Raw genomic sequence first — 22,946 nt, 5'->3', positions numbered from 1 at the left:
GAGCGCCTCGACGGCGCGGCGAGCTCCCTCTCCGGGGCCTGCGGTGGTCATGGTGGCTGTCGACGAAGAGGCGCCGGACGCCAGGCGAGCCGGACCACGGCGGCGGGCGCCGAGACGAGCCGGGCGCGGCGCTGGAGGCTCGACATTCCGGGGCGCTCGCTCGCGATTTCCTGAGCGATATTGACGCCCTGCGCATGGATACGCGGTTGCCCAGGGTGGTCACCCGACCACCAAGGGGAGCACTGTAGCCTGCGTGGACCCGCGCGGGACAGCCCCCCACACAGGCCAGAGACGCAGCGCAGCAGCGCCCGCTCCACGAGCTCCGCCAACTGGCATATTTTTTGCGGAATTTTCGGTGCCTGCACACCACAGCTCACTCGAATCGGCGCCCGTGAAGGCTTCGCCTCACGCTCCCGCCGGAGACCACCGGCCGCGGTTGGGCCCTGCACGCACTGACACTGTATTTCATCACACAAACAGCATCGAGTTCATCTCTTATTCAGGGGCACGCAGAGGGCTTGCCATGGCGCGGAACTGCCCTTTTAATGCCGCGCCATCCGGATACTTTCCTTGGAGGACATGATGAAAAGTGTTTTGCTTCGCGGTGTGCTTGGCAGGTCGAGGTGGTCATTCGGCCTTGCGGTGGTTGCGTTGCAAGCCACCGTGCTGATCGGCTGCGGTGACACGGCGACGGACGACGGCGTGGGCGGCGCGGGCGGCGCCGGCGGCGCGGGCGTCGGCGGGGCGGCCTCCGCCAGCTCGACGACGTCGAGCGCCTCGACGACCTCCGCCAGCTCGACGACGTCGAGCGCCTCGACGACCTCCGCCAGCTCGACGACCTCGGCCTCGACGACCTCGGCGACGACCTCGGCCTCGTCCACGACGAGCGCGAGCACCGGGGGGGTGCCCACGGAGGGCACGCCGGTCGAGCGTCATGGCCGGCTCCGGGTCATGAACGGCAACATCGTCGGCGAGCACGGGTCCCCGGTCCAGCTCAAGGGCATGAGCCTGTTCTGGAGCCAGTGGAGCAACTACTACAACGGCAATGTCGTCAACTCGATCGCGGACAACTGGGACGCGACCGTCGTCCGCGCTGCCATGGGCATCGAGGGCGAGGACGGGTACCTCCAGGACGCGGGCGCCCAGAAGGCCAAGGCGAAGACCATCGCCGACGCGGCGATCGCGAAGGGCATCTACGTCATCCTCGACTGGCACGACCACAACGCGCACCAGCACCTGGACCAGTCGAGGAACTATTTCCGCGAGGTGGCGCAGGCCTACAAGAACGTGCCCAATGTCATCTTCGAGGTCTTCAACGAGCCCCTCAACACCAACACCTGGCCCGCGGTGAAGTCCTACGCCGAGGCGGTGATCTCCGAGATCCGCGGCCAGGGCGCGAACAACCTGATCATCGTCGGCTCGCCGAACTGGTCGCAGGACGTCGACATCGCCGCGGACAATCCGCTCAGCGATCAGAACGTGGCGTACACCCTCCACTTCTACGCCAACACGCACAAGGCGTCGCTCCGCGAGAAGGCCCAGAAAGCCATCAACAAGAAGCTGGCGCTCTTCGTGACCGAGTGGGGGACCTGCTCCGCCGACGGCAACGGCCAGCTCAACCTCGGCGAGTCGCAGACCTGGCTCGACTTCCTGGACGCACACAACATCAGCTGGGCCAACTGGTCGCTGGGCGACAAGGCCGAGGCGTGCTCCGCGCTCAGGCCCAACGCGAACCCGATGGGCAACTGGAGCGACAACGACCTCACCGAGTCGGGCAAGTGGGTGAAGGGGAAGATCGCAGAGTGATCCGCGCGCGGGTCGCCGGCCGCTCGCGCCGGTGACCCGCCCCCCGACCGAGGGCGCCGCTCACCCGTGCGCTCGTTTGCCCTCCACGGACAGGGGCCGCCCGGCACAGAAGGGGCATTGATCGTCCGGGCTCCAGTCGTCGTCTTCGAGTCCGAGCGCCCGTAGCTGCTCCAGCTCCCACGCGCGCGCCTCGGGCGAAAGCGGGGCGGGACAGATGGACTTGTGGTCTCTCAGGCTGCTCAACATGGACGGTCCCGTTCGGTTGTGCTCCGGAGAGCGATTCCGGGATCTATCGCGCACAGCCCTGTAGCGCCCGCGAAATCGGCCGTGCCGCGCCGCGTCTGTCCATGGTTGAGACGAACGGAAACCACCTTTAAAGGACGGTCCCCCGGAAGCTCGTTAACCAAGCTTCGCGCCGCGTCCTCCTACATCCGAACGTTTACGTGGTCGTGGTCGTGGTCGTGGTCGTTTACGTGGTCGTGGTCGTGGTCGTTTACGTGGTCGTGGTCGTGGTCGTGGTCGTGGTCGTGGTCGTGGTCGTTTACGTGGTCGTGGTCGTGGTCGTCAACGATAGGTCGTGAACGACCACGACCACGACCACGACCACGACCACGTAAACGTTCACGTTCACGTTCACGTTCACGTTCACGTTCACGTAAACGTTCACGTAAACGTTGGTGACGGGTGGTGGGGTAGCGGGGACGGCGCGCTCTTCAGCGAAGCCCCCCCGCGCGCAGCCGCTCAGCGACCTCCCGCCGTCGCAGCTTGCCGCTCGTCGTCTTGGGCAGCTCGCCCGGCTGAACCAAAACGACCTGGTCCACCGTGACGCCGTTCGCCCGCAGCGCCTCCCGCACGCGCTCCGCGAGGCCGGCGTGCTCGGACGCCTCGGCGCGCGTCTCGGCCACGACATAGACCGACTCGGTCTGGCGCTCCTCGACGAACAGCCCGACCGCGACCACACACCCGGCCCGGATCCCGTCGACCCGGGAGGCGATCTCCTCGATCACGGCGGGGATCATCGTGTGACCGCCCTTGATGATCACCTCCTTCTTCCGGCCGGTGACGAACAGCGTCCCTCGATCGATGAACCCGAGATCGCCCGTCCGCAGCCACCCGCCCACGAGCGCCTCGGCCGTCGCCTCGGGCTCGTTGAAATAGCCCTCCATCACCGTCTCCGAGCGCACCTCGATCTCCCCCACCGTGCGCTCCGGAACCGGGCTGCGCTGGGCGTCCACGATCCGGATCTCCGTGTGCGGGATCGGCCTGCCGACGCCGGTGAGCTCCAGCGAGAGGGGGCCAGGCGCCGCCTCCTCGACGCGCCCCTCGCGCTCCAGCAGGCCGCGATCCACCGTGAGGGCGCGCGGCTCGGCGTAGAGGTCCGGGAAGGTCACGGCGACCGTCGCCTCGGCCAGCCCGTAGACGGGGAAGAACGCCTCGATGCGGAAGCCGCAGGGCGCGAACGCCTCGGCGAAGCGGCGGAGCAAGGCGGGGGAAATCGGCTCGGCGCCGATCATCGCGCACCGCCACGCGCCGAGATCGAGGCCCGCCTCGACGGCGCGGCGGGCGAGGCCGATGCAGATCGCATAAGCGCTCGGCGGCCCGAGCGAGATGGCGCCCCGGATGCTCGACATGTCCGCGAGCCACGAGAACGGCCGCGTCCGGAACTCGAGCGGCGAGAGCATGTGAACGGGGAAGTCGTTGAAGAGCGGGAAGAGCAGCCCGCCGACGAGGCCCATGTCGTGGTGGAGCGGCAGCCACGAGACGCCCCCCGCGCCCTCGCCGCGCACCGGGAGCCGCTGGCTCATCGCGTCGAGGTGCAGCATCAGCCGCTCGTGCGGGATCACCACGCCGCGCGGGTGCCCGGTGCTGCCGCTCGTGAGCTGGATGAGCGCGGGCCCTGGCGCGCGCTCCGGATCGGGCAGCGAGCCCGCGAGGGGCGCGTCGAGCAGCGGTTCGGCGGCGAGCTGGAGGAGGCCGTCCGCCCCCTCCTCGCCCTGCGCGAAGCCGAGCAGCGCGGACGAGACAACGAGCGCGCGCGCGCCGACGCGGGCGGCCGTCCGCCGGAGCTCGCCGAGGAACGCCGGCACGTCCGTGAGCCGGTAGGGCACCCCGACCTGGATCGGCACCGCGCCGAGCACCCAGACGCCGAAGAGGCACGGCACCGCCACCTCCACGTCCGTCACGAGCAGGAGCACGCGATCGCCGGGGCGCACCCCCGCCGCGAGCAGGCCCGACGCCGCCGCGCACGCGCGGCGCCAGTACTCCGCCCACGACCAGCCGACGAACTCGCCCTGCTGCTTGTGATAGAACCCGAATCGTTCCGGCGTCGCCTCGGCGCGCGCCCTGAGCAGGCCCGCGACCGTCCGCGCAGCGAGCCCGCGGCTCACGGCGCCTGCCTCGGCTCGGGCGAGGGCGCGACGCCGAGGCGCTCGCGGCCGCCGCCCTTCGTCGCCACGATCATGTACTCGAGCGCGGTGCGGCGCGCGAAGGAGAGCCGGCCCACGGTCATGTACGTCTGGAGCAGCCGCGAGAAGCCGGGCGCGCGGGCGTCGATCCGGGCGCGGTTCGCGCGCACGTTGTCGATCCACCGGGCGACCGTGTGCACGTACGAGCTCGTGAGATCCTCGACGCGCCGGACATCGAGGCCGGCCTGCTCGATCAGCCCGAGCTCCTCGGCCAGCGAGATCAGACGGCAATAGCCGAGCGCCTCGACGAAGATGTACTGCGTCGCGGCGCTCTCCCGGTCCCCGCGGGCGCGCGCCGGAAAATAGCAGTCGGAGATGAGCAGCCTGCCGCCCGGGCGCAGCGCGGCGGCGATCTTCTGGTGGATCCGCTCGCGGTTGTGCATGTGCACGATGCTGCCCACGAAGAGCACGGCGTCGAGCGACTCGGGCGCGAGGTCGATGTCCTCGATATGCGCGAGATCGATGCGGACCCGCGAGGCGACCCCCGCCCGATCGGCGCGGCGGAGCGCCTCCTGCCGCTGCTTGTCGCTCAGCGTGACGCCCTGGAAGCTCCCGCCGGTGCGCTCGGCGAGATAGATGAGGTTCGAGCCCCAGCCGCACCCCACGTCGAGCACGCGCTCTCCGGGGTGGATGTCGAGCTCGCGGCGGACCCAGTCGTACTTCCGCTCTTGCGCCGCCTCGAGGCTCTCGGCGGGATCGAGGAAGATGCCCGTCGCGTAGGCCAGCCGGCTGTCGAGGACCATGGAGAATATCTCCGGGTCGTTCTGGTAATGCGCGGCGACCTCGCGCCGCTCGTGCTCCCGCTGCTCCTCGGGCGTCCGGACGGCGGCCTCGCGCTCGGCGCGCGTGCGCGGGGCGATCAAGGCGCCCCTCCCCGGCCGCCCCGCGCCGCGATCTGCGCCTCGACGAAGGCGATGACGTCACCGACCGTGCTGATCTGCGCCTGATCGGGCGCCGCGAAATCGGGCGCCACGATCTGGAATCGCTCCTCGAGCGCGACGTTGACCTCGATGAGCGCCAGTGAATCCACGCCGAGGCCGCTCTCGAGCGACAGGTCGGGAGTCACGGCATCGACGCTCATCCCACATCGCTCTGCAATGATGGTGCGGACCTCTCTGGCGATCTCCGGATCTCCCCCGCCCGCCGCCTGCGGCTGCTTCCGAAGCGCCGCCTCGCTCTTGTTCATCGCGCTCTCCAGTCCAGGGTTCGGCGCGCGCGACCTTCAGCACGCCAGCGCGATAGATGCTCATGCCAGCGCCGGTCACGGCCGTAGCGCGACGTACCATGATCGCCAGTCGTCGTCCATGGCCGGACGAGCCCGCTCGACCGCGAGGTCAGCGCGTCGCGGGCGCGCTGGCGCGCTGCGCGCGCCGGAACCTACGCGCAACAGACGCGCGACGGACGCGCGAGGCCCAGCCGCGGCGCCTCGCCGCGGCCCGGCGCGAGCGGCTCAATCGCCGAAATCGCCGTCGAACCCGCCGCCGTCATCGAACCCGCCGCCGTCATCGACCCCGTCGCCGTCATCGCCCCACGGCTCGCCGTCATCCGCCTCATCCCCCTCGTCGCCCGTCGAGAGGTCGTCGCCGCCGCGATCCGCGTCGTTCAAGAGGTCAGGATTCTCGGCGGCCTCCTGCGCTGTGCCGAGCATCGTGCCCGCCGGGTTCACGAGGAGGACGTTTGGAGGCGTGAGCATGTGCATGAACGAGGTGATGAGCATCACGTCCAGCATCATCCCGAGCGGGCTGGGTGGGTAATAGACGACGAACGGATCATAGCCCGGGTGCGTGGGGCTCACGGGAGGCCGCTCGGCGCCCGCGCCGTCGGCCGCCGGCGCGTGCACGACGCGCGCGTCGGCGTGGTGATGCTCCACGCGCGCCTCGGGCATCGTGGCCTTGAGGGCGCCCTCGACCCGACCGACGAAGGACTCGAACTGCAGCCGCGCCGCCTCGAACAGCGCCGGATCCTTCGCCAGGGGCTCGACGCGGCGGCGGTAGTCCTCTCCGGACTCGCCGGCTCTCGGCTCGAGGTCCCGCAGGCGCCCGCCGATGGAGACGAGCCCCGCCGGCTCGTCGTCGGTGTGCTCGGTGCGCGCCCGCGTCTCGATGACGAGGTGCAGCCCTGCTTCCTCGTGCTCGGCGGCGAACCGGAGCTCGCTGAAGCCGCGCCCGAACACGGCGGAATGCTCGGACAGCGCGAGCACGAGATCGGGAAGATCGTCCGGCTTCCCGTCGGTGTCCTGGAAGATGACGGTGTCATCGATGACGAGCGAGAGGGCGTTCGTGACCCCGAGCTGGACGAGCGCCCGCCGCACCTGATCGACCACGGCGGTGGCCTCGAGCTCGACGCGCACACGATCGGTGTCGAGATCCACCGTGGCGCCGAAGCTGCGCTTCAGCTTCTCCCAGACGGTGGGGTTGCGCTGGATGATGCTGCCCTTGAGCGAAACGTGGATCTGTCCGATGAGCCGCATACGCGCTACTTAGCACCGCGGCGGCGCGCGATCGCCGACGGCGCTCGCGAGCGTGGAGGGCAGCAGGGGCACGAGCGCCGGCTGAGCGTTCGACGACGCACCGCGCGCCGCGCGGCGGCGCAGGAGCCCGGCCGCCCCTGGCCGACGGAGCTAGCCGAACGTGAACCGCTGCGCCACGCGCTTGTACGCCTGCTCGACGACGCGGCGGGCGTGGTGGATCGGGTTGGAGTGGGGGAACTGCAGCGAGGGCGGCGCGACCTCGTCGACGCCGTGCGTGGAAGACGCCGCGTCCGAGAGCCGGCGCGCGAGGGCGCCCACGGTGTCGACCTCGAAGTCCTTCGAGTTCTCGTCGAGGAAGCGGCAGAGCCCGCGGAGCCGCTCGACGTTCAGCCGGTTCGGGAAGCCGCGGCGCGCCTCCGCCGAGTCGAGGAAATAGAACTCGAACGAGTGCGTCACCAGCGTGACCTCCTTCACCCCGAGGGCGCGGTAGCGGAGGAGGCAGTGCTTGATCTCGTCGAGCGTCACCGCCGTGATCTGAAGGTGCCTGAAGCGCTTCGTGGGCTCGATGAAGTTCGTGACCGGCAGCTCGTACACCCCGGGCTCGGGCGTCTCGAAGAGGCCGAGCCGCGCGCCCGGATACTGCATCTTGCAGTTCTTGCTGAAGTAGCAGGGGTTGTAGTTGCTGCTCAGCACGAGCCCCGCCCGCTTCATCGCCTGCCAGGTGTCGTTGTTCGCGCCGAAATTGCCGGCGCGGTAGCCGAGCAGCTCGCTCGCCGGGACGCCCGCGCGCACGAGCAGGTCGCGCCCCTCCAGGAGGAGCCGCGTCTGCTCCTCGACCGGGTAGTCGGCGATGTCGTCGGAGACCCGGGGCTCGCCCCGGGTGTGCCAGTCCGCGCGCCGCTGCACGGGGTGCACGTGCAGCTGCACGTCGTGGCCGCGGCTGTGGAGCGCCTGGCACACGCTCGTCAGCCCGTCCATCCCGAAGCTGTACGAGCCGATGGCCTCGACGAAGAACGTCCCGCGCTGGCCGTACGCCTCGAGCTCGCGCATGATGAGCTCGATCCCGAGGGGGTCGCGCTGGTTGACGAAGCGGCCCCAGATCCGGAGATCGTAGCCCATCGCGGGAGACTTGGTATCGCCCAGGATGCGCTCCTCGGCGCACTCCACGTCCACGGTGATGTATACCCGCGTCCTCCCGTCAGCCATCGCCAGCTCCTCCCTCGCCACGCTTCTGAAGAACCATCGTGATCGTCGGGGACACGAAGCCCACGTGCATCCCGAGCGGGCCGAGCAGCCGGTTCGCTGCCGAGAAGGCCATGCGCCGCGGCCCCGACAGCCCCATCTTGGCCTTCAGGTCGACGATCAGCCGGCCCCGATCCTGCTGCGAGATGTCGACATAATCGCCGAACCCGCGCCGGAGCTGCCAGGGAAATACGCTGTAGACCGACCTGCCCGGGAACAGCGGGCGCAGCAGCCGAGGCACATAATTGATCAGGGCGCGACCGCTGTGGCACTCGACCGGCCACAGGCGGTTGCTCGTGCCCAGGATGACGATGAACCCCCACGGCCCGAGCACCCGATCGATCTCGCGCTGGACGATCGGCAGGCGCTCAGGCGGGACGTACTCGAGCACGCTGTTGCAGGAGACGAGCTCGAACTCGCCGTCGGCGAACGGCATCGCGGTCGTGTCGGGGACGTGATGAACGCGGATCTTGTCCGACAACCCGTGGCGCTCGGCGTTCAGCTGCGCCAGCTCGACGTACATGGGATCGATATCGAGCGCTGTCACGTCGGCGCCCAGGGTCGCGAGCACGATCGCCGTCCCACCGAAGTGGCAGCCGAACTCGAGCACCTTCTTGCCGCGGACCGACGTGAAGAGGTCGTCGTAGGCGTGGCGGCTGCGCCGCCACTCCCACGTGGCATACCCCCCGACCCACGGGTCGTCGGGATCCCAGCCGTGGCGCCGCGCGCACTCGCGGAAGCGGCGATCGGCGTCTGCGTCTCGGACAGCCGGCGGGGTGGCGACGCTCTGGCTCGGCTCGCTCATCGTGGAAAGGATCAAGCGTCGGCTGTCCCTGCGGGCAGCAGGGGCGCCCGGTAAATGGCGAACAGGAAGGGCGAAAACCAGGGGTTCGTCTCGCCGGGGACCACCCGGCGCGCGATCGCCTTGAGGGGCCCGACGAGCTTCCAGACGGCGCGCCGCGCCAGGAGCGGCGCCTCATCGTCCAGCCAGAAATCGAAGTGGCCGCCTGTGTATCGGGCCTGGACGATCTCGGCGCCATTGCGGCGGGCGGCGGCCTCCAGGAACGGCAGATTCATGATGCGGGTGTTGTGGCCTTTCAGGTTCTTGCGATCGAGCAGCCAGTGGAGCGCCCTCTGCCCGCCGGCGAAGTTCGGCATGCCCACGACCACGGTGCCTCCCGGCTTGACCAGCTCGAAGTGCCGATCCATCACCGCCGCCGCGTCATCGAAGTGCTCGATGAACCCGAAGGAAGCAACGATATCGAACTTCTGCTGGGGCTTCCAGCTGAAGAAATCCCCCTTCTCGATCTTGCCGACCTTGATGCCCCGCTTCCGGATCTCCTGCTCGACGACCTCCGGGTCGCAGGCGTAATCCAGGCCGTACGCCGTGAACCCCAGGCGCCCACAGAAGTCGACCAGGATACGGCCCGGCGCGCAGCCGATCTCGAAGAACGACAGCCCCTCCCCGCGCGGCAGGAAGGGAGCGACGTCGTCGTAGATCTCGCAGCCGCCCCCCAGATCGTCGGTGCCGATGTAGCCCTTCCAGTGGTTCTCCCAGTACTCCTGTGACGTGAGCTTCAACGTCGCCTCCTCGATGCCATCGCGAAAAGGGCGGCTCCACGAGGAGCCTCCCGGAGAACCGCAGTCGACCACGCGCGGCGCGGGCGATCGAATGCTGCCCGAGATTCGTCCAGTTTGACGAATCCTAGAGGACCGGGCGGCTCACATGCAAGCCGGCCCTCCGCCTTCTTCCCGCGCCTCCGCTCTTCAACGTTCTTCAACGTTCCTCGACGTTCCTCGACGTTCCTCAGCGCAGGCGCACGCAGGCGCACCCCCACGCGGCGCGGGGTCGCCGCGCCTGCGCGGGGCCGCCCGGGCCCGCTCCCCGGAGCTCCACCCCGCGCAGCGGTCGCGCGTCGCCAGCGCTAGGAGGCGGCCCCCTTCTGGAGGCGCTCGCGGAGCAGGACCTCGAGCGAGGCGAGCGCCTTCGCGAAGCCGTCGATGCCCTCGCTCAGCTTGTCGCTCGCCATCCGGTCGGCGGTGTGCATGGCGCGGAACGCCGCCTCATCCATCGGGATCTTCGCGATCTGCAGGGCGCGCGCCGCGTCGGGGTCGAGCTTCCTCGGCAGGTCGCCGCGCGCGGAGGAGAGCTCCGAGAGCAGCTTCGGCGAGATCGTCAGGAGGTCGCAGCCGGCGAGCTCCTTGATCTCGTCGAGGTTGCGGAAGCTCGCGCCCATCACCTCGGTCTTGTAGCCGTGCTTCTTGTAGTAGTTGTAGATCTTCGTGACCGAGACGACGCCGGGGTCCTCGGCCGGCGCGTAGCTCGTGCGGCCGGTGTCCTTCAGGTACCAGTCGAGGATGCGCCCGACGAACGGCGAGATGAGCGTCACGCCGGCCTCGGCGCACGCGATCGCCTGGTGCAGCCCGAAGAGCAGCGTGAGGTTGCAGTGGATGCCCTCCTTCTCGAGGACCTCCGCCGCGCGGATGCCCTCCCACGTCGAGGCGATCTTGATGAGGACGCGCTCGCGCGAGACGCCGGCCTCCTCGTAGAGGCGCACGATGCTCCGGCCCTTCTCGATGGTCCCCTGGGTGTCGAAGGAGAGGCGCGCGTCGACCTCGGTCGAGACGCGGCCGGGGATGATCTTCAGGATGCGCAGGCCGAAGTCGACGGCGAGCCGCTCGAACGCGAGGCCCACGACGTCGTCCGGCCCCTTGCCCCGGCCCGCCTCCTTCTGGCCCCAGGCGAGCGCGCCGCTCACGATGTCGGCGTACTCGGGCATCTGGGCCGCCGCGGTGATGAGCGACGGGTTCGTCGTCGCGTCCTGGGGGCGGAATTTCTCGATCGAGTTGATGTCGCCGGTGTCCGCGACGACGACGGTGTACGCCTTGAGGCGCTCCAGCAGGTTCTGGTCCATGGGCGCCATTGTACGAGCAGCCAGCCAGGACGCTTCAAAGCTTTCGTGGCCTTCGTGTGAGGACCCCCCTCCGGCTGGATGCACGGCCGGCGGTGGCCTATGGAGAGGGCCCCGTGGAGCAGCCCCCCAACGCCGTCGCGCAGCGCGTCCTGTCCGCCTACGATGACCGCCTCTCGGTCCTGCGCGCCGAGGCCAGCGCGCTCGATCGCCGATCGAAGACGTTCTCGCTGCTGCGCGGGATCTCGTTCGTGGCGGCGGCCGTGGCCGGGGGGTACGCGCTCTTCGGCGATGTGCCGCGGTGGGTCGCGTACGCCGCCGGGGCGGTGACCGCGGTGTTCCTCGGGCTGCTCGTGGCGCACGCGCGCCTCGTCACCCGGATGACGGAGCTCGAGCAGCGCATCGGCCTCTACGTGCGCGGGAAGCGGCGGGTCGCCGGCGATTTCGCCGATTTCCCGGAGCGCGGCGATCGCTTCGCCGCGCCGGACCACGATTATGCGGGCGATCTCGACGTGTTCGGGCAGGCGTCGCTGTTCCAGCTGCTCGACGTGGCCCAGACGGGCGAGGGCGAGGCCACGCTCGCGGCCTTCCTCGCGGAGCCCGCCCCGGCGCCCGCCGTGGCGGCGCGGCAGGAGGCGGTGCGCGAGCTCGCCGGCCTCGGGGCGTTCCGGGAGGATCTCGCGGTGGTGGGCATGCAGGCGGGGGCGCGCGGGCGCGAGGCCGGCCCGCTCATCGCGTGGGCCGAGGCGCCCCCGACGCTGCTCGGCCCGGAGGCGCGCTCGGGCGGCCTGCCGGTGAGCGCGCTCCTGACGGCGGCGAAGGTGCTCGTGCCGCTGACGCTGGCGCTGCTCGCCGCGCCGCGGTTCATCCCCGCGGAGCAGCTCGGGCTGCTCCGCCACGCGTTCCTCCTGCCGCTGGCCGCGCAGGTCCTCGTGCTGGTCCTGCTGCGGCCCGCGTGCGAGCCCATCCTCGCCGCGGCCTCGTCGCGCGAGGCGCCGTTCGCGCGGTACCGGCCGCTCCTCGCCCGCATCGAGGAGCAGGCGTTCTCGTCGGCGCTGCTCCGCGAGCTCAAGGCCGAGCTCGCCGGGCCCTCGGGCGTGCTCGCCTCGCGGGAGATGACGGCGCTCGAGACCCGGGTCGGCTACTCGGACCTGCGCCACAGCGGGCTCATCCACATCCTCGCCGACCTCTTCCTGCTCTGGGACGTGTGGTGCGCCCTCGCGCTGGAGCGGTGGAAGCTGCGCGCGGGCCGGCACGTGAAGGCGTGGATGCGGGCGCTCGGGCACATGGAGGCGCTCGCGAGCCTCGCGACGTTCGCGCACGAGAACCCCGACTACGCGTACCCCGACGTGAAGGACGGCGAGCCGCGCTTCACGGCGGCGGGGCTCGGCCACCCGCTCCTCCCGCGCGATCGGCGGGTGACGAACGACGTCTCGCTGGAGGGCGCGGGCGCCGCGCTGCTCGTGACGGGGTCCAACATGTCGGGCAAGAGCACGCTGCTGCGCGCCGTCGGGGTGAACGCCGCCCTCGCCCTCGCGGGCGCGCCGGTCTGCGCGTCGTCGCTGTCGCTGTCGCCGGTCCGCGTGCGGACGAGCATGCGGATCAAGGACTCGCTCGAGCACGGCGTCTCGCACTTCTACGCCGAGCTGACCCGCCTGAAGCGCGTCGTCGACGGCGCGAACGGCGGCGAGCGGGTGCTGTTCCTGCTCGACGAGATCCTCCACGGCACGAACGCGCGGGAGCGCCAGATCGGGGCGAGGGCGGTCGTGCGGCACCTCGTCGCGCAGGGCGCCATCGGCGCGGTGTCGTCCCACGACATGGGGCTCGCCGTGCTGGAGCAGGAGACCGCGGGGCGGGTGCGCAACATGCACTTCGAGGAGCTCGTGGTCGAGGACAGGATGACCTTCGATTACAAGCTGAAGCCCGGCGTGGTGACGAGCGCGAACGCGCTGCGGCTCATGAAGATCGTCGGGATCGACGTCGACTTCTCGGAGGGGGAGCGGACGGCGGCGGCGGCGACCGCGGCGCCGGGAGCGAGCGCTCCGGCCGCGGCAGCGGCGCGGGAATGAGCGCGGCCCCCGCCCGCGTTGAGGGCGCCATGCTTTCTCTGCTCCCTGGATGCCTCTCGCGCCGCGCCCTCGTCTCGGCGCGTCCCTTGCTCTCCTGCGCGCTCCTCGCGATCGTCGCGACAGCGAGCGCCTGCGCCACGGCGCCGCCACCGCCGCCACCTCCCCCGCCGGCGGGCGGCGGGGCGGCCCCGCCGGCAGCGACGCCGGGAGCGAGCGCGCCGGCCGCGACGCGGACCGAGATCGACGAGGGCGGGGCGGCGCTCCTCCGCGCGGAGGGCGTGGACGGCGCGTTCGTCCTGTTCGACGCCGCGCGGGGCGTCACCCGCGTCGTGAACCCCGACCGCGCGGCGGCGCGGTACGTGCCTGCCTCGACCTTCAAGATCCCGAACACGATCATCGGCCTGGAGACCGGGGTCATCCCGGACGAGCGCTTCACGCTGCGGTGGGACGGGGTGCAGCGCCGCGTGCCCGACTGGAACCGCGATCACGATCTCGCGTCGGCGATGAAGCACTCGGTCGTCTGGTTCTACCAGGAGGTCGCGCGCCGGATCGGGGCCGAGCGCATGCAGGCGCACCTCGACGCGCTCGGCTACGGCAACCGCGACATCTCGGGGGGCATCGACCAGTTCTGGCTGACCGGGGGGCTCCGCATCTCCCCGCACGAGCAGATCGATTTCCTGCGGCGGCTCCACGCCGGCGCGCTGCCTTGCTCCGCGCGGAGCCTGGACATCGTGAAGCGGATCCTCGTGCTGGAGCAGACGCCGGCCTACACGCTGCGCGGCAAGACGGGGATGGAGATGGATGAGCGATCGAGCACCGGCTGGCTGGTCGGCTACGTCGAGCGCGGGGCAGACACCTACTTCTTCGCGACCGTGCTCCTCGGCACAGGCAGCGACGGCGAGCGCATCATGCCGCTGCGCCGCAGCCTGACCCGCGCCCTGCTCAAGCGGCACGGCGCGCTCCCCGAAGACGCCTGACGCCGGCGCCTCTCCCGGCGCCGGCGCCGCCCCCCTACGCCGCCGGCGCCTCTCCCGGCGCCGGCGCCGTCCCCTATGCCGCCGGCGCTGCGCTCGTGGGCGGCGGCGCCACGCCCGGTGACGCCGTGGAGCGCGTCGCCCACGCGAACGCCGCGATCCGCTCGGCGAAGCGGCGCGGGTCGTCGACCTGCGGGCAGTGCCCGATGCCTTCGGGCTCCTCGATCTCCGCGTGCGGAGGGAGGTACCGCCGGTAGTACTCGAGGTTGGCGCTCGGCATCAGGCGGTCCGAGCGGCCCCAGATCAGCAGGATCGGCATCGAGAGCGCGCCCAGCTGCTCCGGCGTGAACGCGTGGTCGCACCGGGCCGAGCGCCTGAAGGAGAGGATGGTCTCGCGCGAGAACGTCCGCACGACGTCGCCTGCGATGAGGGGGGTGAACCAGGGGACGCGGTGGTAGAGGCGCGCGAAGAACGCGTGGGCGTCGGCCCGCGACCGCAGGTTGAACACCGCGAGGAGCTCGGCGAGCTCAGCCTGCTCCATGCCGGCGCCGGCGGGCGACGCGAGCACGAGCGCGCGCACGCGGCCCGGCGAGCTCAGCGCGTAGCTCACCGCGACCGCGCCGCCGAGGGAGTTGCCGACCACGATCGCCGGCTCGTCGAGCTCGCGGTCGAGCAGCTCGTGCATCGCGGTGGCGAGGCACTCCGGCGTGAACGCCGACGCCGGCGCCGCGCTCCACCCGTGCCCCGGCGACTCCGCGGCGATGACGCGGCGGGCGCGCCGCCGGAGTCGCTGCAGCACCGGCGCGTACGGGAGCGCCGAGGAGCCGATGCCGTGGAGCAGGACCACCGTCGGGAGCGGGCCCGTGCCCGGAGCATCGTAGAGGTGCAGCCGGCAGACCGACGTGTCGACCCAGCGGCTCTGCACCCCGGACCTGTTCAGCGCCTCCTTGGCGAGGCGTTCGGCGAGCGGGAGGATGCCCATGCGCCGGGCATAGCAGATCGAAAGGGTTCCCGCGGGGGCGGAAGCACGGGCCCGCGCGCGCGGGCTGTCGGGCGCTCGGCGGGCCGCGGACGAGGTCCGGGGGCGCGCCCGATTTCCGTTGAGCTCCATGGAGATCCGCGCCACATCTCCCGCCGTGCGATCGCCCCTCCTCGCCGCCGCTATCACCCTGATCGCGTGCTCGCGCCCCGAGCCGCCGACGCTCAAGCCCGAGCTCGCGGCGGTGACCGCCGTCACCGCCCAGGGCATCGATCTGCGGGTCCAGATCCAGGCGTACAACCCGAACAGCATCGATCTCTCGACGCGCTCGATGAAGGCGAGCGTGCTGCTCGACGGCAAGTACGACGTCGGCACCGTCACCGCGCTCACGCCGCTCGATCTGCCCGCGAAGAAGTGGACCCGTATCGAGGCGCCGCTCTCGGTGAAGTGGAAGGACCTCACGAGCATCGCCGCGCTGGCGGCGCAGAGCCGCGGTATCCCGTACCAGGTGAGCGGCACCGTCGCGATCGGCGGGGAGACGCTCAACGTGGACGTGCCGTTCCGCCTCGCGGGGACGATCACGCACGAGCAGCTCGTCACGGCGATCGGCAACTCGCTCCCGGGCCTGCCGCTCCCGGGCCTGCGCTGAGGAGCACAGCCCGCAACGGACGATCGAGCGAGACGCCTCGGGTGCTCGCCCGCCATCGCCCTCATTCAACCTACGTATCGCACGATCGTTGAATACCCCTCCACCGTACCGCGCGACGGGATAGCTTAGAAGGCCCGGCGCGCCCTGCGGTCTCCAGCGTTGTCTCGAGCCCCCAAAGCTTGCAGAATCGCGGCGGAGGAGACGTCCGTGCCCGTCCACGAGGAGCCCCCCGTTCGCGCGCGCCCGCGGTCATGGACGCGCTCTTCTCCGCCGCCGAAGGGCGCAGCCCCATGTCCGGCGGCCTGATCTTCCACGACGACGGCGGCGGGGCCGTCGCGCGCTGCACGCGCTGCGGCGCCGAGGCGGCGGGGCCGTGCGCGCGCTGCGGCGCGCCCGTGTGCGGCGACTGCTGCGTGCTCACGGAGGGCGGCGCGCGCGTCTGGGCGATCTGCCTCGCGTGCGAGGATCGCGGCGGCCGCTCCCTCCGCCGCGGCTGGGCGACGGTCCTCGGGTGGATCGCGCTGCCCATCGCGGCGCTCGCGCTGATCGTCGGGCTGCTCGAGTGGCTGCGAAGCAACTGAAGAGACCGGAGGTGTCATGTTCAGCGTGAAGCAAATCGAAGGCGCGATCCCCACGGTGGAGCTCGTCGACGGCGGCTCGGCGAGCCGCGCCGTGCTGGCGCCGGCGCGCGGCGGCATCCTGACGGAGCTGGCCCTCGGCGGGCGCGAGCTGCTCTACCTCGATCGCGCCACCTTCGAGGATCGCAGCGCCAACGTGCGCGGCGGCAACCCCGTGCTCTTCCCCTCCCCGGGCAAGCTCGCCGGCGACGCCTGGTCCGCCGCCGGAGCAGCGGGCCAGATGCGCCAGCACGGCTTCGCCCGCACCCTGCCGTGGTCGCTCGACGACCATGGCACCCTCGAGTCGGGCGGCGCGTACGCGCGCCTCGTCCTCCGATCGAGCGAGGCGACGCGCGCCCAGTACCCCTGGGATTTCCGCGCCGAGTTCACCTACACGCTGCTCGGCAGGGCGCTCCGCATCGATCTGCGCATCACCAACGAGACCGGCGCAGGCGCCCCGCCCATGCCCTTCGGCGCCGGGTTTCACCCCTACTTCGCCGTCTCGCAGGCGGACAAGGCCCGGGCCTCGATCGAGACGCGGGCGACGCGCGCGTTCGACAACACCACGAAGCGGGAAGCGCCCTTCTCCGGCTTCGACCTGACCCGGCCCGAGGTCGACCTCCACCTGCTCGATCACGGCTCCACCGAGAGCTCGCTGTCGATCGAAGGCACCCCCGGGGTGCGCATCGCCGTCCGCGGCTCGCCCGAGTTCACCCACTGGGTCGTGTGGACCTTGCAAGGCAAGGACTTCGTCTGCCTCGAGCCCTGGACCTGCCCCGGCGACGCCCTCAACACCGGAGAGCGCCTCATCCACCTCCGGTCGCACGAGACTCGGGCGCTCTGGATCGAGCTCTCCGCCTGAAGCGATGACGGCCGCGCTCCCCCCGCGACGCGCTGGAGGGCGCGCTGGAGAGACCGAGGAGCCGCGCAGCGTCGGCGGCGAGGCGCGGCTTCTCGGTTGACTGCCGGCCGGAAAACGCGTCGAATCCCGCCATGACTTCTACCGATCTCCTTACCGCACATCGATCCCCGCTTGCCCGCTCCCGAGCGCTCCTCGGGCGGCGACCTCGCCTCTCGCTCTCCGCCCTGGCGGCCGCCGCGCTGGCGACGACGCTCGCCACGGGCGCCTCCGCGGCGCCGGTCTGGACCGGAGACTTCGAGACGGGCAATCTGAACCAGTGGAACACGACCCTGAACGGCGAGCACATCTCCGTGGTGACGTCGCCTGTCCTTCAGGGCACGAGGGCCGGGAAGGTCCAGCTCACCAACGACGCGAGGTGGTCGAACGGCATCAAGCGCGTCGAGCTGAACCACAAGCCGGCCGGCGGGCGCACGGCCGAGGGCGCCCAGACCTACTTCGCCTGGAGCTTCTATCTCCCCGAGGCGCTCGCGGCGGACCCGCCGACGCAGATCGGATACTGGGAGTCCGAAAATAGCTACAACCAGATGATGTCGTTCGAGGTCGTGGGGCAGCACATCAGCTTCGCCACCCGCAAGCCCGACAACAAGGTGCACTGGGAGGCGGACGGCGCGGTGACGCCCGGCGTGTGGCACCGCATCGCGCTGCACGTCCGGTGGTCGACGAACCCGAGCCAGGGCTCCGTCGACGTGTGGTTCGACGGCAAGCAGGTCGTCACCGGAGGGAAGGCGCAGACGCTCGCCGACAACAACGCGCATTTCACGCAGATCGGCCTGCTGCGCAACCCGTCCGAGTTCACCGACAGCCCCGTCATCGTCCTCGATGACGCCGTGGAGGGGGACACCCTCGACGACGTCCGCCCCGCGCTGCCCTCCTCCGGGGAAGGCGGCGCCGGTGGCGCGGGCGGCGCCGGCGGCGCCGGCGGCTCCGGCGGCGCGGGCGGCTCCGGCGGGACCGGGAGCACCGTGGGCGCGGGCGGCGACGCTGCGGGCGGCAGCGGCGGCAGCGACGGCGCGGGCGGCGACGCGGCCCCCGGCCCCAGCGCTTCGAGCTCCGCCTCCGCCTCTTCCGGCGCCGGCTCCACCAGCGCGGCGACCGGCGGCACGGACGAGGTGGAGGCCGACGAGGGCGACGACGGCGGCTGCAGCTGCCGCGCCGCCGGCTCGCCCGCGGCCCCCGCGCCCATGGCCCTCGCCGGCCTCGGCCTCATCGCGGCGCTCGCGTTCGCGCGGCGGCGCGAGCGGCGCTGAGCCGTCGCGAGCGGCGCTGCGCCGTCGCGAGCGGCGCGAGCCGCAGCGCCCCGGGCGGGCCAGAGCCGCGCCGAACACATGACAGGGGCGGCTCTTAAACAAAATTGATTTTCGGATCAATTTTCATCAACTCAACATTGACAATATTGACCTCGGTGAGGATATTAAGCTCATCCCGTGGCAAGATTTGTCGTCAGATGCCCTAGCTGTGATGGGGAGCTGCGCGCGACGCGGCTCGGCTGCCAGAGCTGCGGAACCAACCTGGACGGCCAGTTCGAGATCCCCGCGCTGCTCCAGCTGTCGCCGGACGATCTCGCCTTCGTGACCGCGTTCGTGCGCTCGTCAGGCAGCCTGAAGGCGATGGCTCAGGTCCTTCAGATCAGCTATCCGACCGTGCGAAATCGGCTCGACGAGATCATCGGCCGGCTCGATGCGCTGGAGCAGGGCGTCGCGCGGCGCCGGCACGAGATCCTGGATGCGCTCGAGAAGGGGCGGCTCTCCGCGAAGGAGGCCGAGGAGGCTCTGCGCAAGGTGGGATTATGATGATGACCACGCCCGACGAGAGAGTGCGCGCGCTCGTGCGCGACAACGTCATCAACCCCGCGGAAGGCGAGCGGCTGCTGGCAACGATGTCGCCGCGGCCTCCCCAGCGCGGATGGCGGCTCGCGCTGAATCCGTTCGAGCGCTTCGGCGGGGGAGCCGCCGCCGCGGCGGGGCTCGCCGTCGCCGCGCTGAACGTCGCCCTCACGAGGCTCGGAGTTCGCTTTGACGGCTTCCTCGACCTGCACGCGACGCCTGCCGTCATCTCGTACCGGACGGCGCTCCTCGAGCAGGTCGTCGCGTGGCCGTTGCCCGCCCTGCTCTTCTGGACGTATGCGCGGCTCCTGCGGCGCCGCGTGCGGCTCATCGATTTTCTCGGCGTGATCGGCCTGTCGCGCGCGCCGATCGCGCTCGCCGCCGTCGCGCTCGGCCTGCTCGCCCCGCGGCTGCCGGCGGGCGTGCCCGCATTCACGCCCGAGCTGGCCGTCATCGCCGTCGTCGGAACTGTGTGTCTCGTGTGGTCCTTGGCGCTCCTCGTTCGGGGCTTCAGGAACGCCTCCGGCCTGCGCGGCGCGCCTCTGATCGCGGGGCTCATCGGCCTCGTGCTCCTGTCGGAGATCCTCTCGAAGGTCGCGCTCGCGCACCTCGGCTGAGTCATCGATCTCCCCGGTGCGCCGCCCGGCTCGCGCGGCGCGCTCTGCGGTGCTCGCGCGACCGCGAGGGCGCACCGGTGCGCCCCGGGCGGCGCTGCACCTCTCTCTCATGCTCGGAGGGCTCGTCATGTCATTTCGATCGTATCTCGTGGTCCCGGCGCGCCGCGCCGCGCTCGCCGTCTCGTGTGTCGCCGCGCTCGCGTGGTCGTCCCTCGGCGCGGGCTGCGGCGCCGGAGAGCGCACGTCGTCCGCCTCCGGGAGCGACGCGTCCCCTGACGACACGGAGGCGCCGACGACGCCGGACGCGCCGGCGTGTCCGGAGGCGGCCAGCGCCAAGATCACTGTCGAGAACGCGCGCGGCACGCTGTCTGGCACGCTCGTGGTGCCAGCCGGGTGCGGGCCGTTCCCTGCTGTCGTGATCATCCCCGGGTCGGGGCCGACCGACCGGGACGGCAATCAGCTCGCCGTGGACATCGAGCCGGACACGTACAGGCTCCTTGCGGATGGACTCCGGGACAGGGGCATCGCGTCGATTCGCTACGACAAGGCCGGCATCGGCGCGAGCGTCTCCGCGGCCCCCCGGACGGAGCAGGAGCTGCTCTTCGAGATGGGCGCCGACGACGCCGGCCTGTGGGTGAAGAAGCTCCGCGAGGACGGGCGCTTCGCGACGATCACGGTGGTGGGGCACAGCGAGGGCTCGCTGCTCGGGATGCTGCTCGCCCGGGAGACCGAGATCGACGGCTTTGTCTCGATCGCCGGCGCTGGCAGGCCCATCGGCGATGTCCTGCGGGAGCAGCTCGAGGGCCTTCCGGACGAGGATCGCGAGAAGGCAGACGCGATCCTCGACCAGCTCGAGGACGGAGAGCCCGTCGCCGACATCCCGCAAACCCGGCTGTTCATGAGCCTGTTTCGGCCGAGCGTGCAGCCGTTCATCATCTCCTGGATGAAGCACGACCCCGCGGTGGAGCTCGCGGCCGTGACGGCGCCGATCCTCCTCCTGCAAGGGACGACCGATCTCCAGACCAAGGTCGAGGACGCGGAGCGGCTCGCCGAGGCGCGCCCGGACGCGACGCTCGTCATCGTCGAGGGAATGAGCCACACGCTCAAGGAGGCGACGCTGTCGAACGAGTCGCAGGCCGCGGCGTACACCGATCCGAACCTGCCCGTCGTGCCGCGCGTCTTCGAGGCGATCGAGGCGCTGATCCGGGAGGAGTGACGCAGACCCGGAGGCAGCGCTAGGGAGCCGGCGTCGCCGCGGCGAGGATCGCCTTGACCTCCCGCAGCATCTCGGTCGTCTCGGCGCGCTGCGCCCCCTCGGCGAAATACGCCGAGAGCTTCTCGGAGCCCGCCCGGATCGCGTCGCTCTCCTCGCGCACCACGACGCGGAAGATCGGCCGCTCGGCGGTGCCCGCGAGGTCGATGCTGCCGTCGGTCGGCAGCGCGTCGCTCCGGTAGATCGCGAGCAGCTCGTCCCGGAACAGCCCTCGAAGACCCGAGATCTGCTCGGCGCTGAGCTGTCCGCGGAGCGCCGCCTTCCCCTGGTGCCCCTCGAACGTGCCGCTCATCTCGATCCAGACGACGGTCTCCTCGCCTGCGCCGCTGTTCACCTCGAGCTGCGCCCAGGGCGCCGGCGGGATGTCCGAGCCGGGGTGCCCGGCGCACCCCGCGAGGCACAGCGCGCCCCACAGGAAGGCGCCGAGCGCCGCCCTCCTAACACGTGATGATCTTGCTGCCATTGCTCGTGATGTTGAAGCAGGGATTGACGTCGAACATCGTGTTCAGGATCCGGTTCGCCTCGTCCCTCGCGAAGGCCTTCATCGTCGACGAGCTGTGCTGCGCGTCGGCCTCGAAAGCGTACCACCACAGCCACAGGACCTGGTAGCCGTCCGCGCCCCGCCCGCTGGGCGACCCGATCCCGGAGCACCCATCCAGGTACTTCTCGTCGCAGGACTCGCTCTTGGCAGGGCATTTGTTGCTGCCGTCGTTGCCGCTGTGTCCGCACCAGTCCGCGTGCCGCGACTCGTGGATCAACGTCCCGGCGCGCTCCACGACGTTCTCGTTGTAGAAGAACGGGATGTAGAGCTCCGTATAGTCATCGAACCCGCCCCAGGTCGTGTACGCCCGCTTCGACCCGTCCCCGCACCGCGCGTCCAGCTCGTCGAACTCACGAATCGTGTAGTTGCCGCCCCAGCGCAGGATGTTGCCGTTGAAGTCGTTCGTCTTGAGCGGCTCGTTCGGCGACGCATAGTTGAGGAGCTCGATCGCCTGGAACGTGCGCGCCAGCGGCCGCCTCCGGTCGCACGCGGCCTCCCAGCCGAAGCCGTCGTCCCAGTCCCCCTTGTCGAAGTCGTACGCATCCCAGTAGAAGTCGATCCACGGCTGCGTGCACCAGAAGCTCGTCATCACCCCGGGATCGGTCCCACGCACGGTGTCGCAGGTGTCGGCGCGGGCCTCGGAGGCGACGCCGAGGAGCAAACAAGACGCAAGAATGGCGCTGATCGTGCTTTTCATGATCGATCCCTCAACGAGTGATGGCAGGCGTGTCGGTCCGGGGAGCCACCTTGAACGCCCGTGATCCGGGCTTCTCCGGCTGCGCCGGCCGACCGTTGTTCGGGTTGTAATCCTTGGCGTCGGCGACGTCCTCCGCGAGCGCCTTGCGCGCGTCGATCAGCTGGATCCCGCCGACGTCGATCCCGAGGGCGTAGAGGCTCGCCGCCGCCGGGTTGCGCAGGAGGTCGCCGGCGGAGTAGATGGCCTTCAGCTCCTCCGCGGCGCCGAGCGCCTCGAGCCCGGCGATCGCGCGCAGGCGAACGCGGTATTCATCCGCGAAGAGCTGCTCGTCGACCTCGGGGTCGGGGAGCTTCGTCGTGGCGATCTCGTTCAGCGGCTTGATGCCGTCGCGCGAGCCGAGCAGGCCAAGGAGGTGAGCCGCCCGCCAGCGCATCTCGCCGGGCCTCGCCGACTCGGCCTTGTCCGGCGGGACCGACACCGACCACGCCTTGTAGACCTCGGCGACCACGGGGACGACCGCCGGCCCGATGGCCACGAGCTCCCGGAGCGCCCGCGTGAACTCCTCCTCGCTCCCGAACTCTCCCATCAGCGAGAGCTGCCTGTTCACCATCGCCAGGATGCACTCGTTGCTGCACTCGACCGCCTGCGACTCGACCGCCGTTTCCTCCGGCGCGTCCTTCTCGGCAGGGGCGGCGCAGCCCGCGGCCGCGCCGATGAGAATGAAGATCATCGTTGTTCTGATGGAGACCGACGACATGGTTCACCTCGGGTTCGGTTCGTGCTCGGGCGCTCTCGCCCTCTCGACGGCGCGCGCGGCCGCAGCGCCTCCGCGTCGGCAGGCCTGCGCGCTGGTCTCACGCGAGCGCGATATGGATGCTGGGCAGGCGCTC

At 70.9% G+C, this 22,946-nt stretch carries 25 protein-coding genes; 11 read left to right on the top strand and 14 right to left on the bottom strand.

The genetic code is table 11. The features are described 5' to 3' along the window. Positions 1 to 542: 542 nt before the first annotated feature. Positions 543 to 896 (bottom strand): hypothetical protein, encoded by a 354-nt coding sequence (locus POL72_RS35025; protein WP_272101144.1) that lies wholly within the window; start codon positions 894 to 896, stop codon positions 543 to 545. 7 nt (positions 897 to 903) lie between these two features. On the opposite strand from POL72_RS35025, the gene POL72_RS35020 reads away from it, so the two are divergent. Together POL72_RS35020 and POL72_RS35015 are read left to right on the top strand one after the other, a co-directional pair. Further along, positions 904 to 1,806 (top strand): glycoside hydrolase family 5 protein, encoded by a 903-nt coding sequence (locus POL72_RS35020; RefSeq protein ID WP_272101143.1) that lies wholly within the window; start codon positions 904 to 906, stop codon positions 1,804 to 1,806. A 443-nt stretch (positions 1,807 to 2,249) separates the two neighbouring features. Beyond that, positions 2,250 to 2,387 carry a hypothetical protein gene (locus POL72_RS35015; protein ID WP_272101142.1) on the top strand — a complete coding sequence of 46 codons (138 nt, stop codon included), beginning with the start codon at positions 2,250 to 2,252 and terminating at the stop codon, positions 2,385 to 2,387. Here POL72_RS35015 and POL72_RS35010 read toward each other — a convergent pair. From POL72_RS35010 to POL72_RS34970, 9 genes are all read right to left on the bottom strand, one after another. Next, the gene (locus tag POL72_RS35010; protein WP_272101141.1) at positions 2,348 to 2,473 is read right to left on the bottom strand and encodes a hypothetical protein; all 126 of its coding nucleotides are present in this window, start codon (positions 2,471 to 2,473) and stop codon (positions 2,348 to 2,350) included. The genes POL72_RS35015 and POL72_RS35010 overlap by 40 nt on opposite strands. A gap of 46 nt (positions 2,474 to 2,519) precedes the next feature. After that, complete coding sequence (locus POL72_RS35005; protein WP_272101140.1) at positions 2,520 to 4,193, bottom strand: AMP-binding protein; 1,674 nt, start codon at positions 4,191 to 4,193, stop codon at positions 2,520 to 2,522. Then, positions 4,190 to 5,134, bottom strand: a complete 945-nt coding sequence (locus tag POL72_RS35000) for an SAM-dependent methyltransferase (RefSeq protein WP_272101139.1) — start codon at positions 5,132 to 5,134, stop codon at positions 4,190 to 4,192. The genes POL72_RS35005 and POL72_RS35000 overlap by 4 nt, the downstream gene beginning before the upstream one ends. Then, positions 5,131 to 5,457 (bottom strand): acyl carrier protein, encoded by a 327-nt coding sequence (locus POL72_RS34995; protein ID WP_272101138.1) that lies wholly within the window; start codon positions 5,455 to 5,457, stop codon positions 5,131 to 5,133. Before POL72_RS34995 ends, POL72_RS35000 begins: the two co-directional genes overlap by 4 nt. A 264-nt stretch (positions 5,458 to 5,721) precedes the next feature. Further along, positions 5,722 to 6,741 (bottom strand): hypothetical protein, encoded by a 1,020-nt coding sequence (locus POL72_RS34990; protein ID WP_272101137.1) that lies wholly within the window; start codon positions 6,739 to 6,741, stop codon positions 5,722 to 5,724. A 150-nt stretch (positions 6,742 to 6,891) separates the two neighbouring features. Then, a complete protein-coding gene (locus tag POL72_RS34985; RefSeq protein WP_272101136.1) occupies positions 6,892 to 7,947 on the bottom strand; it encodes a polysaccharide deacetylase family protein in 1,056 nt (351 codons plus the stop codon). After that, positions 7,940 to 8,788 carry a class I SAM-dependent methyltransferase gene (locus POL72_RS34980; protein WP_272101135.1) on the bottom strand — a complete coding sequence of 283 codons (849 nt, stop codon included), beginning with the start codon at positions 8,786 to 8,788 and terminating at the stop codon, positions 7,940 to 7,942. The genes POL72_RS34985 and POL72_RS34980 overlap by 8 nt, the downstream gene beginning before the upstream one ends. 11 nt (positions 8,789 to 8,799) lie before the next feature. Next, positions 8,800 to 9,564, bottom strand: a complete 765-nt coding sequence (locus POL72_RS34975) for a class I SAM-dependent methyltransferase (RefSeq protein ID WP_272101134.1) — start codon at positions 9,562 to 9,564, stop codon at positions 8,800 to 8,802. A gap of 344 nt (positions 9,565 to 9,908) precedes the next feature. After that, positions 9,909 to 10,898, bottom strand: a complete 990-nt coding sequence (locus tag POL72_RS34970; RefSeq protein WP_272101133.1) for a transaldolase — start codon at positions 10,896 to 10,898, stop codon at positions 9,909 to 9,911. A gap of 113 nt (positions 10,899 to 11,011) precedes the next feature. On the opposite strand from POL72_RS34970, the gene POL72_RS34965 reads away from it, so the two are divergent. Continuing rightward, the gene (locus POL72_RS34965; protein ID WP_272101132.1) at positions 11,012 to 12,964 is read left to right on the top strand and encodes a MutS family DNA mismatch repair protein; all 1,953 of its coding nucleotides are present in this window, start codon (positions 11,012 to 11,014) and stop codon (positions 12,962 to 12,964) included. Between the two features lie 29 nt (positions 12,965 to 12,993). Continuing rightward, the gene (gene blaOXA, locus POL72_RS34960; protein WP_272101131.1) at positions 12,994 to 13,941 is read left to right on the top strand and encodes a class D beta-lactamase; all 948 of its coding nucleotides are present in this window, start codon (positions 12,994 to 12,996) and stop codon (positions 13,939 to 13,941) included. Positions 13,942 to 14,014: 73 nt separating this feature from the next. Here the strand turns inward: blaOXA and POL72_RS34955 are convergent, their stop codons facing one another. Then, positions 14,015 to 14,920 (bottom strand): alpha/beta fold hydrolase, encoded by a 906-nt coding sequence (locus POL72_RS34955; RefSeq protein WP_272101130.1) that lies wholly within the window; start codon positions 14,918 to 14,920, stop codon positions 14,015 to 14,017. 127 nt (positions 14,921 to 15,047) lie between these two features. Here POL72_RS34955 and POL72_RS34950 point away from each other — a divergent pair, with 127 nt between their 5' ends. From POL72_RS34950 to POL72_RS34920, 7 genes are all read left to right on the top strand, one after another. After that, positions 15,048 to 15,566 (top strand): LEA/WHy family protein, encoded by a 519-nt coding sequence (locus POL72_RS34950; protein ID WP_272101129.1) that lies wholly within the window; start codon positions 15,048 to 15,050, stop codon positions 15,564 to 15,566. Between the two features lie 251 nt (positions 15,567 to 15,817). Then, entirely contained in the window at positions 15,818 to 16,147 is a 330-nt protein-coding gene (locus POL72_RS34945; RefSeq protein WP_272101128.1) for a hypothetical protein, read from the top strand. A gap of 16 nt (positions 16,148 to 16,163) precedes the next feature. Beyond that, a complete protein-coding gene (locus tag POL72_RS34940) occupies positions 16,164 to 17,045 on the top strand; it encodes an aldose epimerase family protein (RefSeq protein ID WP_272101127.1) in 882 nt (293 codons plus the stop codon). Positions 17,046 to 17,176: 131 nt separating this feature from the next. Beyond that, on the top strand, positions 17,177 to 18,352 hold the full coding sequence (locus POL72_RS34935; RefSeq protein ID WP_272101126.1) for a polysaccharide lyase family 20 protein: 1,176 nt from the start codon (positions 17,177 to 17,179) through the stop codon (positions 18,350 to 18,352). 177 nt (positions 18,353 to 18,529) lie between these two features. Then, a complete protein-coding gene (locus tag POL72_RS34930; RefSeq protein ID WP_272101125.1) occupies positions 18,530 to 18,895 on the top strand; it encodes a DUF2089 domain-containing protein in 366 nt (121 codons plus the stop codon). Then, a complete protein-coding gene (locus POL72_RS34925) occupies positions 18,892 to 19,545 on the top strand; it encodes a YIP1 family protein (protein ID WP_272101124.1) in 654 nt (217 codons plus the stop codon). Before POL72_RS34930 ends, POL72_RS34925 begins: the two co-directional genes overlap by 4 nt. A gap of 127 nt (positions 19,546 to 19,672) precedes the next feature. Further along, positions 19,673 to 20,761, top strand: coding sequence for an alpha/beta fold hydrolase (locus POL72_RS34920; protein WP_272101123.1), 1,089 nt, complete (start codon positions 19,673 to 19,675; stop codon positions 20,759 to 20,761). Between the two features lie 19 nt (positions 20,762 to 20,780). Here POL72_RS34920 and POL72_RS34915 read toward each other — a convergent pair whose 3' ends face one another. Genes POL72_RS34915 through POL72_RS34905 form a run of 3 tightly spaced genes read right to left on the bottom strand, consistent with a single transcriptional unit; the run spans position 20,781 to position 22,786 of the window. Next, positions 20,781 to 21,281 (bottom strand): hypothetical protein, encoded by a 501-nt coding sequence (locus tag POL72_RS34915; RefSeq protein WP_272101122.1) that lies wholly within the window; start codon positions 21,279 to 21,281, stop codon positions 20,781 to 20,783. Continuing rightward, on the bottom strand, positions 21,256 to 22,056 hold the full coding sequence (locus tag POL72_RS34910; protein WP_272101121.1) for a hypothetical protein: 801 nt from the start codon (positions 22,054 to 22,056) through the stop codon (positions 21,256 to 21,258). Before POL72_RS34910 ends, POL72_RS34915 begins: the two co-directional genes overlap by 26 nt. Before the next feature lie 10 nt (positions 22,057 to 22,066). Further along, the gene (locus POL72_RS34905) at positions 22,067 to 22,786 is read right to left on the bottom strand and encodes a hypothetical protein (RefSeq protein ID WP_272101120.1); all 720 of its coding nucleotides are present in this window, start codon (positions 22,784 to 22,786) and stop codon (positions 22,067 to 22,069) included. Between the last annotated feature and the right edge of the window lie 160 nt (positions 22,787 to 22,946).

It is taken from the genome of Sorangium aterium (assembly GCF_028368935.1).
In the GTDB taxonomy this organism is placed as follows: Bacteria; Myxococcota_A; Polyangia; order Polyangiales; family Polyangiaceae; genus Sorangium; species Sorangium atrum.
The sequence above is the reverse complement of the archived record's forward strand: the minus strand, read 5'-3'. Positions and strand labels throughout refer to the sequence as shown.

Bases quoted from the DNA above. Each gene is read 5' to 3' on its own strand.
- POL72_RS34995 (WP_272101138.1), bottom strand. From the start codon at position 5,457: ATGAACAAGAGCGAGGCGGCGCTTCGGAAGCAGCCGCAGGCGGCGGGC.
- POL72_RS34990 (WP_272101137.1), bottom strand. From the start codon at position 6,741: ATGCGGCTCATCGGACAGATCCACGTTTCGCTCAAGGGCAGCATCATC.
- POL72_RS34985 (WP_272101136.1), bottom strand. From the start codon at position 7,947: ATGGCTGACGGGAGGACGCGGGTATACATCACCGTGGACGTGGAGTGC.
- POL72_RS34980 (WP_272101135.1), bottom strand. From the start codon at position 8,788: ATGAGCGAGCCGAGCCAGAGCGTCGCCACCCCGCCGGCTGTCCGAGAC.
- POL72_RS34970 (WP_272101133.1), bottom strand. From the start codon at position 10,898: ATGGACCAGAACCTGCTGGAGCGCCTCAAGGCGTACACCGTCGTCGTC.
- blaOXA (WP_272101131.1), top strand. From the start codon at position 12,994: ATGCTTTCTCTGCTCCCTGGATGCCTCTCGCGCCGCGCCCTCGTCTCG.
- POL72_RS34955 (WP_272101130.1), bottom strand. From the start codon at position 14,920: ATGGGCATCCTCCCGCTCGCCGAACGCCTCGCCAAGGAGGCGCTGAAC.
- POL72_RS34950 (WP_272101129.1), top strand. From the start codon at position 15,048: ATGGAGATCCGCGCCACATCTCCCGCCGTGCGATCGCCCCTCCTCGCC.
- POL72_RS34945 (WP_272101128.1), top strand. From the start codon at position 15,818: ATGGACGCGCTCTTCTCCGCCGCCGAAGGGCGCAGCCCCATGTCCGGC.
- POL72_RS34940 (WP_272101127.1), top strand. From the start codon at position 16,164: ATGTTCAGCGTGAAGCAAATCGAAGGCGCGATCCCCACGGTGGAGCTC.
- POL72_RS34935 (WP_272101126.1), top strand. From the start codon at position 17,177: ATGACTTCTACCGATCTCCTTACCGCACATCGATCCCCGCTTGCCCGC.
- POL72_RS34925 (WP_272101124.1), top strand. From the start codon at position 18,892: ATGATGATGACCACGCCCGACGAGAGAGTGCGCGCGCTCGTGCGCGAC.
- POL72_RS34920 (WP_272101123.1), top strand. From the start codon at position 19,673: ATGTCATTTCGATCGTATCTCGTGGTCCCGGCGCGCCGCGCCGCGCTC.
- POL72_RS34915 (WP_272101122.1), bottom strand. From the start codon at position 21,281: ATGGCAGCAAGATCATCACGTGTTAGGAGGGCGGCGCTCGGCGCCTTC.
- POL72_RS34910 (WP_272101121.1), bottom strand. From the start codon at position 22,056: ATGAAAAGCACGATCAGCGCCATTCTTGCGTCTTGTTTGCTCCTCGGC.
- POL72_RS34905 (WP_272101120.1), bottom strand. From the start codon at position 22,786: ATGATCTTCATTCTCATCGGCGCGGCCGCGGGCTGCGCCGCCCCTGCC.